Raw genomic sequence first — 14,784 nt, forward strand, 5'->3', positions numbered from 1 at the left:
TGACCTTCGGAGGCATGACCTGATGCAAAGAGATCCAGAATGGGAGGACTGACGATGTCTACTTTGATTGCAATTGTTTATCCGACAGAAGCCAAAGCCGAGGAAGTGCGCCAGCGCTTGTTCGAATTGCAGAAGGAGTACCTCGTCAAGGTGGGAGACGCTGTCATCGCGACGAAGAATGACGGCGGCAAGATCAAACTGAACCAACTGGTCAATACAACGGCAGCAGGTGCGGCGTCGGGTAGCTTCTGGGGTTTGCTGATCGGCGTTCTGTTTCTCAACCCGCTGCTGGGCGTGGCGGTTGGCGCAGCGTCGGGAGCGATCGGCGGCGCACTATCGGACGTCGGTATCAACGATGCCTTCATGAAGGACCTGGCCGCCAACCTTGATCCCGGCAAAGCGGCCTTGTTCGTGCTGATCCAGGAGATGACCGCGGACAAGGTATTGAAGGAGATATCGAGTCATGGGGGCGTCGTCCTCAAGACGTCCCTCGACGAAACGAAGGAGCAGGTTTTGCGTGACGCATTGCAAAAGGCGACTGCAGCCGCCTAACTTGCACACCCGATATCTTGGGCAACTCTGGCGGGTCCGGACGGCGAAGTAACATTGCAGGGGCGAGCATGCAGGAAACAAGTGGGAGTCGCATGATGGGTTCGGCGGCAACCGGTATCCTTGTTCTTGCTCTGCTCTACGTCGCGCAATCGATCTTCGCACCTCTCATATTCTCGCTGTTCGTCATCGCGCTGGTCTGGCCTTGCCAGGCAAGGCTGCAGCGCTTTCTTCCGAAGCTTCTCGCACTGCTGATCACGCTCAGCGTCACGATGGTTGCGATCGCGGCGATTGGATCGTCTGTGGCGTGGGGCTTCGGCAAGCTGGCGCAATGGCTGTTCGTGAACGCCGACCGTTTCCAGGCCAGCTATGTTGACTGGACAAATTGGCTTGAAAGTCACGGCCTGGCGGTCGCCGGCCCGCTGGCCGACCGCTTCGACGTCGCCTGGCTGGTTCGCTTTGTCCAGGGGATGGCGGGGCGATTAAACAGCTTCGCCGGCTTCGCGGTCTTGGTCTTCGTCTTTGTCATGCTCGGACTGCTGGAGGTCGAAGACTTCAACACGCGTCTCGTGGCCCCCGGAGCCCAGCCCTACGGAATGCGCATCCTGACGGCCAACCGAGTCATCGGCGAAAAACTTCGCCGTTTCATGGTCGTTCGCACCTTCGCCAGCATCCTCACGGGATTGGTGGTCTGGCTCTTTGCGCTGGGTGCAGGGCTTGAGCTTGCCGCAGCTTGGGGTGCGATTGCGTTCGCGCTCAATTACATCCCATTCCTCGGGCCGTTTGTCGCGACCGCTCTGCCGACCCTGTTTGCCATTGCCCAATTTGAGTCCTGGTACACGGCGGGTGCCATTTTCGCCTGCCTCAACCTTATCCAGTTCATCATCGGCAGCTACCTGGAGCCGCGGCTGACCGGAGCTTCGCTGGCGATATCTCCCTTCGCCGTGATCTTCGCGGTATTTTTCTGGAGCTTCATGTGGGGAATTTCGGGTGCATTTATCGGTGTGCCTATCCTGATAGCGTTCATTGTGTATTGCGCAGGAACGCCGTCTGGAACCTGGATTGCCACGCTGCTGTCGGGCAGTTCGTGGACCGACAAGGATCATCAATCAGGGTGAGGACGACGGAGGAGAATCGGCTCGGTTCCGCGTTGCAACTTTAAGCCTCCGTGCAGCTTTGCATCTGACGGTTGAGTAGGGGGGCGGAAAGGACTAAACTGCAAGAGGGGAGACCACTCGCTGCCACCGGCAGCTACGGGATGAAGGCTGCAGCTTCGGCATTCCTTGTTGAGCCATCGGCAAGAACATGCAGAACGAGCCTTCACTTGCATCATTCAGACGTCATCCGGGCCTGCTTCTCGGGCTGAAGAGGAGAGCACGAATGAACTGCACATTTGTTTATGTCGCGCCCGCGACTTTGAAAAGCGATACCGGCATGACCTACCGCGTCCGAGGGGGGCGCCGCCAATTCGAGCGCTTCAATTCCCTACCTATCCGTGGCGGCCAGCTTCCGGCACGTGATGCATCGTCAGTATCCAGAGCACAATGGGCAGTATGTCTGCCAAGCCAGCCGCACATGGCCTGCCTCGCCTTGTCTGCAGTCGACAGGAGGTAATGCGATGGCGATGGAAGGTGTCCCGAACCGTGCGGGGCTGCCCGAAGGCGGGCCGGACCATGGGCGCCTCGCGAGCCGGAATTTCGACGCAGTCGAGGCAATGTCGGAAAATGGCAAAGCGGCCCGCTTGCCTTCGTTTGAATTTTCGACCGAAGGGCTGCCTCGGGCAGATCAGTTCATGGCATGGCACGATAGTTTCGCGCCGATGCTCGAACTCTCGGACATCGACCCCAGAACAGCCAATTTCAACGGCCGACAAAAGCTGTGGGATCTCGGCAGTCTTGTCCTTGCTCGGATCAGCACGGATCGTCTGGCGTTTTCAAGCCTGCCTGGACATCGTCGGCGCGATCCCCTCGATCACTGGACCATAACGGTTCTGCTGTCGGGACAAATTCACACGGATGCGGCAAGGAGCGCGTTTACCGCGGGTCCGGGGGAGGTCCAGATCCATTCGCTTGGGCGCTGTTTCGACGGCGTCGTCGACAAGAGCGAGATGCTCATTCTGTTCGTGCCGCGCGACCTGTCCCTCGAGACGTCGGCCAGACTTGGCTCGGCGGAATTTTCGACACTGGCGACTGGCATGGGGCAGCTGTTTTCGGACTATCTCGTTGACGTCGCCAAACGTTTGCCGATGCTTACCCAGGCCGAACTGCCCGGACTCGTCGCGGCCACGCGCGGGATGATCCTTGCATGTGTTTCGCCGTGCGCAGACCATATCGAAGCCGCCGAAGGGCCGATCGCCACTGTTCTTCTCGAGCGAGCACGCCAACTTGTCCAGAACAGGTTGCTCGATCCCAAACTCGGGTGCGAGTTGTTGCGGCGGGAGCTCGGGATTTCGCGAACGCGGCTTTACAACCTGTTCGAGCCTTTTGGCGGCGTGATGCACTACGTTCAGCACCGTCGACTGCTGAGTGCCCATGCCGCGCTAACCGACCCCAACGACCGGCGCCTCATTTTTCAAATCGCCGAAGAGCGTGGTTTCACCGATGGTGCGGAGTTCAGCCGCGCGTTCAAGCGAGCATTTGGTTACAGCCCGAGCGAAGTCAGGAATCGAGGCGGCGGCGGCATTCCTGTTCACTCCGACCTCGAGGAGTGCCCATCCGAGGAGAGGCTTGGTGTCCTTTTGCGAAGATTGCAGGGTTGACCTCCCGCGCAAGCACGGAACGCGGGCCAAACTCAACGAACAAGAAAGCCAAGCGCCGCCGCGTTTGCCAGGTCGATGAAGAACGCTGAGACAAGCGGGAGGATAATGAACGCGACCGTCGCTGCACCATGAGTCTTGGTGACAGCAGTCATGTTGGCGATTGCAGTCGGTGTGGCGCCAAGCGAGATGCCGCAGAAGCCCGCAGAAATTACGGCCGCTTCGTAGTTGCGCCCCATTGCTGGAAATACCACGAACAGGATGTAGGCAACGGCGATGATCGTCTGGATGGCAAGCACCACGGCCAGCGCCGGCCCAAGTCCACTCAGGCCCCACAATTGCATGCTCATCAACGACATGGCCAGAAACACGTTCAACGAGAGATCGGAGATCAGCGAGAGGGCGCGGCTACGTGTTGGCCATGGCAGCTTCGGCGCGACGAACGGGACGGTGTTCGTCATCACGATCGCGACGAGCAGGCAGACAACGAATAGCGGAAGATTGATACCAGCGTCGACAATGATCTCATGCAAGGCGTATCCGATGAGGATCGCAAGGTTGGTGACGAGTAAGGTCCGCAAGAGGCTGACGTAGCTGACGTCATCGTGATGGCCGCTTGTCGCTGCGCGCGATACGCCGATCGTAAGCTCCTCTTCTGCACCGCTCAAGCCATGGCGTTTGATCAGGTATCGTGCGATCGGCCCTCCGATAAGGCTGGCAATGACAAGGCCGAGAGTTGCGCTGGCGATCCCGATCTCCAGTGCATTCGTAAGGCCGAAACGGCTTGTTATGATCGGCGCCCAGGCGATCGTCGTACCATGCCCGCCGATCAGGGACGTTGATCCCAGCAACACCGAGGTGCCGGGCGGAAGTCCGAGGATGTCGCTCGTTGCAATGGCCACAAGGTTCTGGATGACGAGAAAGACCAGCGTGATGCCGAGAAGAATGAGGAAGGGTCTTCCTCCTGCTGCCAGATCGGAGAGTCGCGCATTCAGTCCGACGCCGGTGAAAAAATAGAGAAGCAGCATATCGCGTGCGGCCAGGGTAAAGCTGATCTCGACTCCAAAAAACTCATAGGCAATCAGGGTCGCAAGGGCCGCCAGAAGTCCTCCCGTGACGGCTTCAGGAATGCTCCAGTGGACAAGGATGGGAACCAGACGGTTGAGATTGGCGCCCGCAAAGAAGACAAGAATCGCGATAGTGAAGGATAGTAGTCCTGGGAGCTGCATCACCGACATGTGTCACCCCTCCGGCGCCGCGGCCCTCGCCACGTTTGCGGTTGCAGGCTCGACTTTGCCACGCGCCGCGCGGTTGAGCCAGTTCTAATCCGTTCATGCGGGCATGGTTGCAACGAAGTGCAAGACAAAACCGAGCCGCCGCCGACCAGCCGGTCGTCACCGCCCCTTTCGCCAATGCTCACCTACGGCAAGGTTTGACCTTTCCCTGCGAGTATTCCCCAAGGCCGATTCATGCAGGTGCCACGCGAGGTTAGTCACGTCACCGGTCGTGAGTTTTGAACTCAGGGCTTGGTTTTGGGATTCTATGCCGATCACAGACCGTCTTCTACGACACTATAGTCGGGACGAGGCGTACAAGTTGAAGTCGCGAATGTTCTGCCAAGCGAACCTCACAGAGGGCGAGTGATGAAGAAATTGCTGATGTGTTCGATTGCAGGCATTGCGCTTGCAAGTTGCACTCCCACACAGCAAGGCGCCGGTATCGGTGCCGCAACAGGGGCGGTGGTCGGCGGAGCCGTGCGGAACGACGTACGCGGGGCAGCGGTTGGCGCAGCGATCGGTGGCGCAACCGGGGCAGTGATTGGCAACGTTGCCGGTCGTCCGGGACAGTGCGAGTTTCAAGATCGCAACGGTCGACGTTACATTGCAGCCTGCCCACGCTGATTTCGAGGGGGCAGGCGGATACAGGCGGTATGGGAACGAAGGCTCGGCAGGATGCGAACGGCACGACTGTTCTGATCGCGGCATTTCCAGCTTAGCCGCTGTGCGTGGGAGTTCAATCAAGCGCGCCGATTGACGACCCTTTGGGTGCGATGAACTCGGTTCAACTGGAGGCAAGACATGGCCACTGCCAATGCCGCACCAAAGACAGCAATGCAGAGATTTCTCGACGGCGTTGAGAAGGTGGGAAACATGGTTCCCCATCCGGTGATCATCTTCCTGATCCTCATCGGCATCGTCATTGTGCTGTCGGCGGTACTTGGCGCATTCGGAGCGGCCGTAAACTATGAGCGCATCAATCCCGACACGCATGAGATCGAGCAGGCATCGACCGCCATCCGCAGCCTGCTGAATGTGGAGGGCATCCGCTTTCTATATTCATCGCTCATCCCCAACTTCATGAGCTTTACGGCAGTCGGCCTGATGATCGCTGCCATGATCGGCGCCGGCGTTGCAGAAGAGTCGGGCCTGGTCACGGCGCTGATCCGCAAGCTGGTGATTGTTTCACCGAGCTGGGCCCTGACCTATATCCTCGCCTTCGTCGGGATCCTTGCCAGTATCGCCGCCGATGCCGGATATCTCGTGCTGATCCCGCTCGCCGGCGTTGCCTATCTGGCAGTCGGGCGCCACCCGTTAGCGGGACTGGCGCTCGGATTTGCCGCCGTCGCCGGCGCGTTTACCGTCAACATGCTGATCAAACCGCTCGATGCGGTGCTTGTCGAATTCACCAACGATGCAGCGCATCTCGTCGATCCCGCGCGATCGATCGGCCTGGCGTCGAATGTGTGGTTTTCGATTGCCTCGGTGCTGTTCCTGACGGTGGTGATTGCATTCATTACCGACCGCATGATCGCGCCGCGGCTCGGCGAGTACAATCCGGCCTTGGCCGAAGGCGATGTTCAGCCCCAGGGAGCAACGCTCTCCGAGCAGGAATCGCGTGGCTTGCGTTTCGCCCTGTACGGACTGATCGGCCTTCTCGTCGTCTTCTTGCTTCTGACCATTCCAGGTGGGGCTCCATTGCGCAATCCCGATTCGGGCGAACTCATCGGCAATTCACCTTTCATGAACGGGTTGATCGCGCTCATCATGCTGATCTTCCTGGTGACGGGTTGGGCCTACGGGATTGGCGCCGGCACCCTCAAGACACTTGCCGAAGTCATCGCGGCGATCGAGAAATCAATCAAGAACATGGGCGGGACCATTTTCCTGTTCTTCGTGCTCAGCCAGTTTGTCGCCTATTTCACTTACACCAATATTGGCACCGTCATGGCGCTCAGCCTCTCTGGGGCGTTGCAGGCCGCCAACATCGGCGCCCTGCCACTGCTGATCGGCTTTATCGTCGTCGTCGCCATCATCGACCTCCTGCTGACCGGCGCCATTGCCAAATGGGCAATTTTCGCTCCCGTCTTCGTTCCGCTTCTGATGAAGCTCGGCGTCGAGCCGGAAGCGGTCCTGGCTGCCTATCGTGTCGGTGATTCACCGATGAACGCAATCACCCCCCTCAACGCTTATTTCGCGCTCGTCGTTGGCTTTGCCCAGAAGTACGACAAGTCGGCCGGTGTCGGCACGATCGTCTCGCTGATGCTTCCCTACGTCGTGCTGATATTCGTGCTCTGGACAGGCCTTTTTGCGGTCTGGAAGGCCCTTGGGCTTCCATGGGGGCTGTGAGGCTGGGTGCCCGCATCCTTGAATGAATGAACACTCGAATGATCGGATGAGATAATGAGCAACACCTCCATTCCACTCGACGTCGCCGCCGCGGAAAATCATCTCATGCGTTTCCTGTCGGTGGAGGGCATCACCGGTCAGGAAAAGAACATCGGGCTTGCCGTCGTTGATGCCTTGAAGGCGATCGGCGTTCCCGAGAAGGCCATTCGCTTCGATGACGCCAACAAGCGGATTCCCCTGCCGACCGAGACAGGCAACTTGATCGTCGATATCGCCGGAACGCGGCCGGGGCCTCGGCTTCTCTTCTCGACGCATCTCGACACGGTGCCACTTTGCGCAGGCGCCAAGCCCCGGCGCGAGGGCGACCGAATTGTCTCCGACGGCACGACGGCACTTGGCGGTGATGCCCGCACCGGCGTTGCCGTCCTTGTGGTGGTCGCCGAGACCCTGATCAAGAACAACCTCCCACACCCGCCGATCACGCTGTTGTTTACGGTTCGCGAGGAAAGCGGTCTTCACGGGGCGCGGGAACTCAATCCCGCCGACCTCCATGGCGCCGCGATGTGTGTCAATGTCGATGGCCAGATGGCTTCCGACCTGATCGTCGGCGCCGTCGGCCAGGAAAATTGGGAAGTCGAGATCGTTGGCCGCGCCTCGCATGCCGGGGTTGCGCCCGAAAAGGGCATCTCGGCAACGCTGGTGGGTGCCGTCGCATTGGCGGAGGCAAGGAACAACGGCTGGTTCGGCAAGGTGGTCAAGTCCGATGGCCGCGGTACCAGCAATGTCGGCATTTTCGGCGGCAAGGACAACAAGCCGGCGGGCGACGCGACCAACGTCGTGACCGACTACGCCTTCATCAAGGGTGAGGCGCGTAGCCCCGAGGCAAGCTTCGCGACGAAGATTGCGACGGGCTACAAGGAGGCCTTTGCCAGGGCCCAGAGCGAAGTGACGGACGATCAGGGCCACAAGGCCGAGGTCAAGTTCAGTCACAAGCCATCCTATCCACCGTTTGAACTCGGCAAGGACACGCCGATCGTCAAGCGCGCGACAAGGGCCCTGCAGATGCTCGGCATCGAGCCGGTCTATGTCTTCTCGAACGGCGGACTAGACGCCAATTGGCTCGACAAGCATGGCGTTCCAACCATCACCATCGGCGCCGGGCAGGCCGAGATCCACACCATCAAGGAATATGTAAACCTCAAGGAATACGAGAAGGGCTGCCGTCTCGGCGTGCTGATGGCAACGCTTGATGATTGACGGGCGGGCATTGCACGGGATGGCGGCAGGCCTGACCTTTGCGGCGGGAGATGGGCGGCCGGCACGCATCACGTCATTGTCGTCCGCGCAAGCCATGGCCGAATTCACCGGAAGTCACGAGGCAGTGTTGGCAATTGTGTGCCCGCGGGGAACACCCGCGGTCCGCATGGCCCGAAAGCGCGAAAGGGAGCCGGGCGATTGAGTCCGATAGCATACACAGCGACCATCATCGCCGTTGCCGTGGTTCTGTTCGTCTGGAACAAACTGCCGGTCGTCTTCGTCGCCATGCTGACTGCCCTGGCCTTATGGGCCACCGGCGTGCTGACGCTCGGGCAAGCGCTTGGCGGGTTTGGCGATCCGGCGGTCATCTTCATCGCGTCCCTGTTCGTCGTCAGTTCCGGGCTGGAAGTCACCGGCGTTACTGCATGGGCGGGTCAGCTTTTGATCCGCGGCGCCGGCGAGGAAAGCCGTGCACGCCTGCTCCTTCTGACCATGGGCCTGGTATCGCTTCTCACTGCGCTGATCAGCGTCAACGGCGCGGTCGCAGCACTCCTGCCCGTCGTCGTCGTCATCGCCGTGCGCCTCCGGCGGAACTCTTCGCAGCTGCTCATGCCGCTGGTCTTTTCCGCGCACGCCGGATCGATGCTGGCATTGACGGGAACACCCGTGAACGTCCTCGTTTCGGAGGCCGGCATCGACGCGGGTGTGGGCGGTTTCGGCTTTTTCGAGTTCGCGCTTGCCGGTATTCCGCTTCTCGCCGGCACCATGGCCATCATCATCCTGTTTGGAAAGCAACTGCTTCCCGAACGCAACGGCGCGACCATGCCGGCCGATTTCAGTCATCATGCGAAGACGCTCGTCGAGCAATACGGGCTTGCAAGTGGCATCTACCAGATGCGGGTGCGGGCAAGCTCACCCTACGTTGGCAAGGCATCGACCGATGTCGATCTTTCTGCCCACCCGGGCTTGCAGCTAGTCGCCCTCCAGGAGGGCGAGACTGCCGGCCCGCTGCGCAGGCCCATCCTCGCGGAGGGTGACCATTTTATCGTGCGCGGAGAACCCGAGGTCGCTGCCGCATTTGCAGCAGCCATGCATCTCGCCTTTCGCGACGACAAGCCGAGTGGGCAGGGCGAAGAGACACTCTTCAACCGCAGCTCGGGTCTTGCAGAGGTCGTCATCCCGCCGCGGTCTGGCCTCATCGGCGAAACGGTTTTCCCAGGCATGGTCACCGAAAGCGGCGATCTGATCATTCTTGCGGCGCAGCGCGGGGGCGCCGGCATTCCGCCGGGCAGCGTTGCCAAAGATGCCGGTGGCGTCGTCCTGCAGGCTGGCGACACGATGCTGCTGCAGGGAACCTGGAGAGCGCTCGACGTCCATCTGAACGACCCGGATGTGCTGGTGGTGAACTCGCCCGAACTGGTCCGCCGCCAAGCGGTTCCCATGGGTCCCGGCGCCCGTCAGGCGGTTGTCATCCTGGTCGCGATGGTCCTTCTGCTCGCCACCGGCCTCGTGCCGCCGGCGGTGGCGGGTCTGCTTGCCGCCGGCGCCATCATTCTCTCGGGGATCATGACCGTCGAGCAAGCCTACCGCGCCGTCGGCTGGACGACCGTTATCCTCGTCGGCGCGATGATGCCGCTCTCGACGGCAATGGTGGAAACAGGCGCGGCCAAGCTGATGGCAGATCATCTCGTCGCCGCCGTCGGAGAGGCGGGTCCCGTCGCGCTGCTTGCCGGGCTTTTCGTGCTCACATCGATCATGGGGCAGTTGATCAGCAATACGGCGACGGCCTTGATCGTCATCCCGATCGGGGTGGCGGCGGCGACCGCCATGGGGATTTCGCCACGCCCGGTCCTGATGAGCACTGCGGTTGCCGCGGCAGCCGCCTTCCTGACCCCGATAGCGACACCGACGAACCTGATGGTCATGGGTCCCGGCGGCTATGCCTTCAACGACTACTGGAAGCTCGGATTGCCGTTGTTGCTCTGGTTCTTCGTCGTGTCGGTGTTCATCGTGCCGTTGATCTGGCGGTTCTGAATTTGCTGGATGGAGGCCGACCGTGGCGACGATCTGGTCGTGTCGCCTCCGATGAACTGGCGACCTGGCTGGCGTGGCATCGCCGCGTTTGCAGCATGACCGCTCGTGATGCAAGTAAGTAATAGCGGCTGTATAGCAGTTGCGGCTTGTGACTTTACAGGTTGTCCGTGCAATCAGGCCCCCGCATCCGGCTGCTTGATGTCATGATCCCCTGTTCCTATACCGGAATCTGAAGTGGCCCCCTCACGATACCGATGACCTGCCTGCCTCCTGGGCGGCCGCCGGACTGGCGACACGCCATGCAGATGGAAAAGCGGGCGGTATCGATGGGGAAATAGGGTGAGGTGGCTGGCCGTCACCTAACTTCCACAGGCTCGAGCACCCACGCCGTTCGCTCGGCCAGTTCGGGAATCTTGCTCAGATAGGCCTGATAATGGGACGTCATGCGATGCGCCTCGACGGCGGCAGCGTCCAGGTAGAGCTCATCGAGAACATAGCGATCGCCATGTGCCCGGTCGCGCCAGACATCCCAGCGCAGATTGCCGGGTTCGGCCCTGCAAAGCGGTGCCATGCCAACAAGCAATGTTCGCAGCTCGGCGGCTTTGCCGAGGTGGGCAGTCAGGATGGCTGTGATCCTGGTCGGCGATTGCATCATACCAAAGGCTCCCCGATGGGATGCGCCAGGCCGGTCCGCCTGGACGCACAAGACATTGCGGGCAGGGGACAACGGCATGAAAGGGCACACCGGCACCTTCCATGCCGCCATCGCGTCAACTCATGCCGAAACGGTTGCCCGGTCGAGCGCCTCGATGAGTTTCTCCGCGAGGGGATGATCCGATTGCGGGTTTTGGCCTGTGATCAGTTCGCGGTCCTCCACGACATGCGGGGAGAAGTCGACCGGGGTTGTGGTGACGTCGCCGCCAGCGATGCGCAAAGCGTCGGGCATGTTGAAATAGAGTTTGCCGTGAAGGATCTGTTCTTCGATCGGTTTCTCCTCGCTGGCGGAAAATACCGTCATCTTGTAGCCGGCATATTGCCAGGCCTTCGCCAGTTCGGACGCCTTGCCCAAGTCGCCGGAAATCAAGGCCGCCCGGTATTCTTTTGCCTGCGGCAGCGCGGCAAGCGAGGCGATCGGCCCGTGACACAGGAAGGCAGTGGGCTTCCCGCTCTTGTGGAAATGGCGCAGGATTTCGCCGAGGTCGGCGTTCTGCATGAGATCGACGACCGGCGCCTGTCCGCCAGGCACGAAGACACCCGCATAGCCCTCGAGCCCCTCGTCGATCACCGATCTCAAGGTCCGGACGTGCTTCATTCCCGGATTGTCACTGAAAAAGGCGCGCCCGCGCTGCAGGGCGGCCTCATCACCATCAAAATGCTGGGCAACATCCGATACGGGATCGATATGCGGCCTGGTGCCGTCGGGCGTCGCCAGCACAACGTCGTAACCGGCTTCGAAAAGCGCCATGGCAGGTACGACGGTTTCGTTGAGGTATTGACCGGTGGGACCAGTTCCACCGCCTTGAATTTCGATCCGGGTAGCATTCGAACCAATGACAAGCACTTTACCCTTGTTCATGGGAACCTCCTGACTTGATGCGGTTAAAAACGGTGCGAGCGAGCGGTTACGATGGCGAAACTCATTCCAATGCCCATGCCGGCGGCCCCTGGCTCACGTTCCCTCAGCATCCTGGTCTCGGAAAGTGAAGGTTGCAATTGTGGGCATCGCATGGTCCTGCCTTGCCTTTGTCGGCCTACCGAGCCGCCTCCACGATGAGATCTGCGACCTCTTCGGGATGGGAGAGCATGGCAACGTGGCCCGACGGCACTTCAACCATCTCGGCTTTTGCGGATTTCACCTGGTCTCTTTGCATATCGGGCGCGATGATCTGATCCTTCGTCGCTACAACCATGAACGAGGGTTTGTCACGCCAGGCGGCATGGCTGACGGGCGTGGTGGTGGCGCGCACATGGAAACGTCCCTGCACGACCGCTACGAGCCTCTGCTCGTCTGGCGACAGGCCTGCCGCGAAGTACCTGGAGATTCCTTCATCGCTTATCTTGAGATACCCGTCCTCATCCTTGACATAGGTCTTTCGGCTTTCCTGAGCGGGGTATCTGGAGGCGATATCGACCAGCGATTGGCCGGCATCAGGTGCGTAAGCAGCTACATAGACCAGGGATTGGACCTTCTGGCTGTTGCCCGCCTCGGTGATGACCACGCCACCCCACGAATGACCCACGAGCACGACAGGTCCTTCGGCATCGCGGATTGCGCGCCGGGTGAAGGCCACATCGCTCTCGAGGGATTCCAAAGGATTCTGGACGGCGATAACTTTCAATCCGACCTTTTCCAGAAGCGGGATCACCTTCTGCCAGGACGATCCGTCGGCAAAAGCGCCGTGCACAAGGACGACGGTCTTGGCTTTGAGATCCGCTGCGAGCGCGGCAGGAGATATGCTTGCGAAGGCCATTAGGGCGCTGGCGACAAGTCCAAGGTTTCGGGACATGCGACGTTCTCCGGTCAGTGATCCGATGGCGATATTGGGAATAATCAACCAACCGAGCCTCGGAGGCATATTAATTGTGGTTAAATCCTGCGATTATGGCGTGTTCAGATGTGCGCCAGGCAACCGCATCCTCCCGTGGTTCTTCAGACCCTTCGCCTCCTCCCGTTTTGCTGCGTTGGCCGACGAGGCATCATGGCCGCCTGCCGGCTGCCGTCTCGGTAGTGCGCGCCAATCCATTTGCATCGAGAAACTGCATGGTCTGCGGCTCCCGGGAGGAAACCCTGGAAGCTCAAGATGCCTGGAGTTGCATCGCCTGTCCGCCATTCGACGAGACAATCATGCTCGCATCGTGTTGTTGAGATGTTTGAACATGGCGCAAAGACTGGGGATGTTCTGTGAGCATGCGCTCCCCAGATGCGCGCAGCTTGAACGCTGCATAGGTTTTAGCGATGCCTGATAGCTTGAGGTGCGCAGGTCCCGTGCCCGGGTGAACTGAAAGGAGGGACTTGTCGATAAGATTACCGATGGATTTGACGGTATCTGCTTGCCCGAGGCCATCGTCTTCCATCATCGTGAGGGCGGCATCGAGGGAGAACTCGCCCGAGAAGGCCGATAGTTGCCTGAAGACTCGTTGATCCATCGCGGACAGAAGGGCATAGCTCCAATCCATCATTGCTTCCGCATTTTGATGTCGAGGGTTGGCGTATCGACTGCCCCGCCATCGTAAAGCAAGTTGGTTGTCCAGCAGTTGCGCGACCCGATCGAGGCCATAGGGTCCCATGCGGCTTGCAACAAGCTCGATCGCCAGCGGGTTGCCGTCCAGTCTCCTGCAAATGGCCGCTATCCTAGCTGCTTCCTCGTCGCCCAGCGGCTCCAGGTAACCGCTATCGACCGCGCGTTCCACGAATAGCTGGATCGCGGGCCAATGTAACGCCTGGGCGGCGGTCAAACGCCCTGTGTTTGGAGGAACAGCAAGCGGTCGCAGAAGGAATACCGACTCGCCGGGCATACGGAGCGCTTCCCGGCTCGTGGCGAGAACATGCGTATTGGAGGTCCGTCGAAGCAGCGAATTCACGATATCGGCCACTGCGTCAATAACATGCTCACAGTTGTCGAGGACTACGAGGATGCGTCTTGGTGACAGCTGACCGATAATGGCCCCAATGGCATCACTTGCTGAAACGGGGATCTTCAGAGCTGAGGCCACCGCTCCCAGCACCGCTGCCTCATCTTCGACTGAGCCGAGATCGACGAAATACGCCAGTTCGAACATGGGGAGCGCACGTGCCACCAGGATGGCTAGAGTCGTCTTGCCGATTCCTCCCGCGCCCACAATGGTCATGAAGCGGCGCTCCGCCACCATCTGTGAAAGCATGGAAATATTCTCGTCGCGGCCGATAGGGCGGCCCAATCGAGGCGGAAACGAAACCATCGTTGCGGCATAGGACCCATCGAGACAAGTCCGATCGTCGCTCAGGGCGGCATGGCAGGGCGGATCCGGTTCGGACGCCCCTTCCCACGTGACCGGAGCGACGAAGCTGTAGCCGCGGCCCGCAACGCTGACGATGTAGCGATTGCCATTTTCGCCACAGCCGATTTCGCGCCGCAGATGTGTCATTTGCACGCGTATGTTGGAAGCTTCGACGTTGAGGCCAGGCCATGCAAATGCCATGAGTTCCCCGTGTGAGAGGACCTGTCCCTGGTGTCGGACGAGGGCGACAAGCATGTCGAAGGCGCGGCTGCCTATTGCCAGCAGATCGTTGCCTCGCAGGAGAACCCTTGCAGTCGGGTTCAAGCGAAATGGTCCAAAGCTAAAATAGCCGCTGCTGCCGTGATATCCCATTTCGGTTTCCCTCGATGGTTTTGTCCTCGTTAGGGCAACGCAATCCGTATGTATCCAGTTCTGATGTTACAGGAGTTCGCCACCAAGGGGGGTAAAGTGCGGTAAATTATCGGGCGCCGCGCGGCATGAAACTGACGCCGACAATCGGCCAAAAATTTATCGGCCGGCTATGGGCGTGGTATATCAAAGCAAGCCAAGTGAGGTAATTTGGTC

12 protein-coding genes are annotated in these 14,784 nt (G+C 60.1%); 7 read left to right on the forward strand and 5 right to left on the reverse strand.

All coding sequences use genetic code 11. From position 1 onward, the window contains the following. Positions 1-54: 54 nt before the first annotated feature. The 3 genes from ACU8HS_RS13570 to ACU8HS_RS13580 all read left to right on the forward strand — a co-directional run bounded on the left by ACU8HS_RS13570 (position 55) and on the right by ACU8HS_RS13580 (position 3,307). Entirely contained in the window at positions 55-552 is a 498-nt protein-coding gene (locus ACU8HS_RS13570; protein ID WP_112563159.1) for a DUF1269 domain-containing protein, read from the forward strand. A 92-nt stretch (positions 553-644) separates the two neighbouring features. Then, entirely contained in the window at positions 645-1,667 is a 1,023-nt protein-coding gene (locus ACU8HS_RS13575) for an AI-2E family transporter (protein ID WP_447014549.1), read from the forward strand. A gap of 500 nt (positions 1,668-2,167) precedes the next feature. Continuing rightward, positions 2,168-3,307, forward strand: a complete 1,140-nt coding sequence (locus ACU8HS_RS13580; protein WP_447014550.1) for a helix-turn-helix domain-containing protein — start codon at positions 2,168-2,170, stop codon at positions 3,305-3,307. 32 nt (positions 3,308-3,339) lie between these two features. Here the strand turns inward: ACU8HS_RS13580 and gltS are convergent, their stop codons facing one another. Then, the gene (gene gltS, locus ACU8HS_RS13585; RefSeq protein ID WP_112758446.1) at positions 3,340-4,542 is read right to left on the reverse strand and encodes a sodium/glutamate symporter; all 1,203 of its coding nucleotides are present in this window, start codon (positions 4,540-4,542) and stop codon (positions 3,340-3,342) included. A gap of 405 nt (positions 4,543-4,947) precedes the next feature. Between gltS and ACU8HS_RS13590 the strand changes: the two genes are divergently transcribed. The 4 genes from ACU8HS_RS13590 (at position 4,948) to ACU8HS_RS13605 (ending at position 10,221) form a co-directional block, all read left to right on the forward strand. Then, on the forward strand, positions 4,948-5,205 hold the full coding sequence (locus tag ACU8HS_RS13590; protein WP_112563153.1) for a glycine zipper domain-containing protein: 258 nt from the start codon (positions 4,948-4,950) through the stop codon (positions 5,203-5,205). A gap of 177 nt (positions 5,206-5,382) precedes the next feature. Next, positions 5,383-6,930, forward strand: coding sequence for an AbgT family transporter (locus ACU8HS_RS13595; RefSeq protein ID WP_113413459.1), 1,548 nt, complete (start codon positions 5,383-5,385; stop codon positions 6,928-6,930). Between the two features lie 54 nt (positions 6,931-6,984). Then, positions 6,985-8,187, forward strand: coding sequence for a M20/M25/M40 family metallo-hydrolase (locus ACU8HS_RS13600; RefSeq protein ID WP_112758442.1), 1,203 nt, complete (start codon positions 6,985-6,987; stop codon positions 8,185-8,187). A gap of 198 nt (positions 8,188-8,385) precedes the next feature. Then, entirely contained in the window at positions 8,386-10,221 is a 1,836-nt protein-coding gene (locus ACU8HS_RS13605) for an SLC13 family permease (protein WP_112758438.1), read from the forward strand. A gap of 355 nt (positions 10,222-10,576) precedes the next feature. On the opposite strand, the gene ACU8HS_RS13610 is transcribed toward ACU8HS_RS13605, so the two are convergent. The 4 genes from ACU8HS_RS13610 to ACU8HS_RS13625 all read right to left on the reverse strand — a co-directional run bounded on the left by ACU8HS_RS13610 (position 10,577) and on the right by ACU8HS_RS13625 (position 14,571). Beyond that, complete coding sequence (locus ACU8HS_RS13610; RefSeq protein WP_112758436.1) at positions 10,577-10,876, reverse strand: putative quinol monooxygenase; 300 nt, start codon at positions 10,874-10,876, stop codon at positions 10,577-10,579. Between the two features lie 120 nt (positions 10,877-10,996). Next, positions 10,997-11,797: a type 1 glutamine amidotransferase domain-containing protein gene (locus ACU8HS_RS13615; protein ID WP_447014551.1), complete on the reverse strand. Its 801-nt coding sequence runs from the start codon at positions 11,795-11,797 to the stop codon at positions 10,997-10,999. A gap of 175 nt (positions 11,798-11,972) precedes the next feature. Next, entirely contained in the window at positions 11,973-12,728 is a 756-nt protein-coding gene (locus tag ACU8HS_RS13620; RefSeq protein WP_113413460.1) for an alpha/beta hydrolase, read from the reverse strand. Between the two features lie 289 nt (positions 12,729-13,017). Further along, on the reverse strand, positions 13,018-14,571 hold the full coding sequence (locus tag ACU8HS_RS13625; protein ID WP_447014552.1) for an ATP-binding protein: 1,554 nt from the start codon (positions 14,569-14,571) through the stop codon (positions 13,018-13,020). Positions 14,572-14,784 lie beyond the last annotated feature (213 nt).

It is taken from the genome of Rhizobium sp. KDH_Rht_773_N (assembly GCF_052946295.1).

What these genes read in the sequence shown, in the direction of transcription:
- ACU8HS_RS13615 (WP_447014551.1), bottom strand. Translation starts at nt 11,797, where the DNA reads ATGAACAAGGGTAAAGTGCTTGTCATTGGTTCGAATGCTACCCGGATC.
- ACU8HS_RS13610 (WP_112758436.1), bottom strand. Translation starts at nt 10,876, where the DNA reads ATGATGCAATCGCCGACCAGGATCACAGCCATCCTGACTGCCCACCTC.
- ACU8HS_RS13625 (WP_447014552.1), bottom strand. Translation starts at nt 14,571, where the DNA reads ATGGGATATCACGGCAGCAGCGGCTATTTTAGCTTTGGACCATTTCGC.
- ACU8HS_RS13620 (WP_113413460.1), bottom strand. Translation starts at nt 12,728, where the DNA reads ATGTCCCGAAACCTTGGACTTGTCGCCAGCGCCCTAATGGCCTTCGCA.
- ACU8HS_RS13590 (WP_112563153.1), top strand. Translation starts at nt 4,948, where the DNA reads ATGAAGAAATTGCTGATGTGTTCGATTGCAGGCATTGCGCTTGCAAGT.
- ACU8HS_RS13595 (WP_113413459.1), top strand. Translation starts at nt 5,383, where the DNA reads ATGGCCACTGCCAATGCCGCACCAAAGACAGCAATGCAGAGATTTCTC.
- ACU8HS_RS13600 (WP_112758442.1), top strand. Translation starts at nt 6,985, where the DNA reads ATGAGCAACACCTCCATTCCACTCGACGTCGCCGCCGCGGAAAATCAT.
- ACU8HS_RS13580 (WP_447014550.1), top strand. Translation starts at nt 2,168, where the DNA reads ATGGCGATGGAAGGTGTCCCGAACCGTGCGGGGCTGCCCGAAGGCGGG.
- ACU8HS_RS13570 (WP_112563159.1), top strand. Translation starts at nt 55, where the DNA reads ATGTCTACTTTGATTGCAATTGTTTATCCGACAGAAGCCAAAGCCGAG.
- ACU8HS_RS13575 (WP_447014549.1), top strand. Translation starts at nt 645, where the DNA reads ATGATGGGTTCGGCGGCAACCGGTATCCTTGTTCTTGCTCTGCTCTAC.
- gltS (WP_112758446.1), bottom strand. Translation starts at nt 4,542, where the DNA reads ATGTCGGTGATGCAGCTCCCAGGACTACTATCCTTCACTATCGCGATT.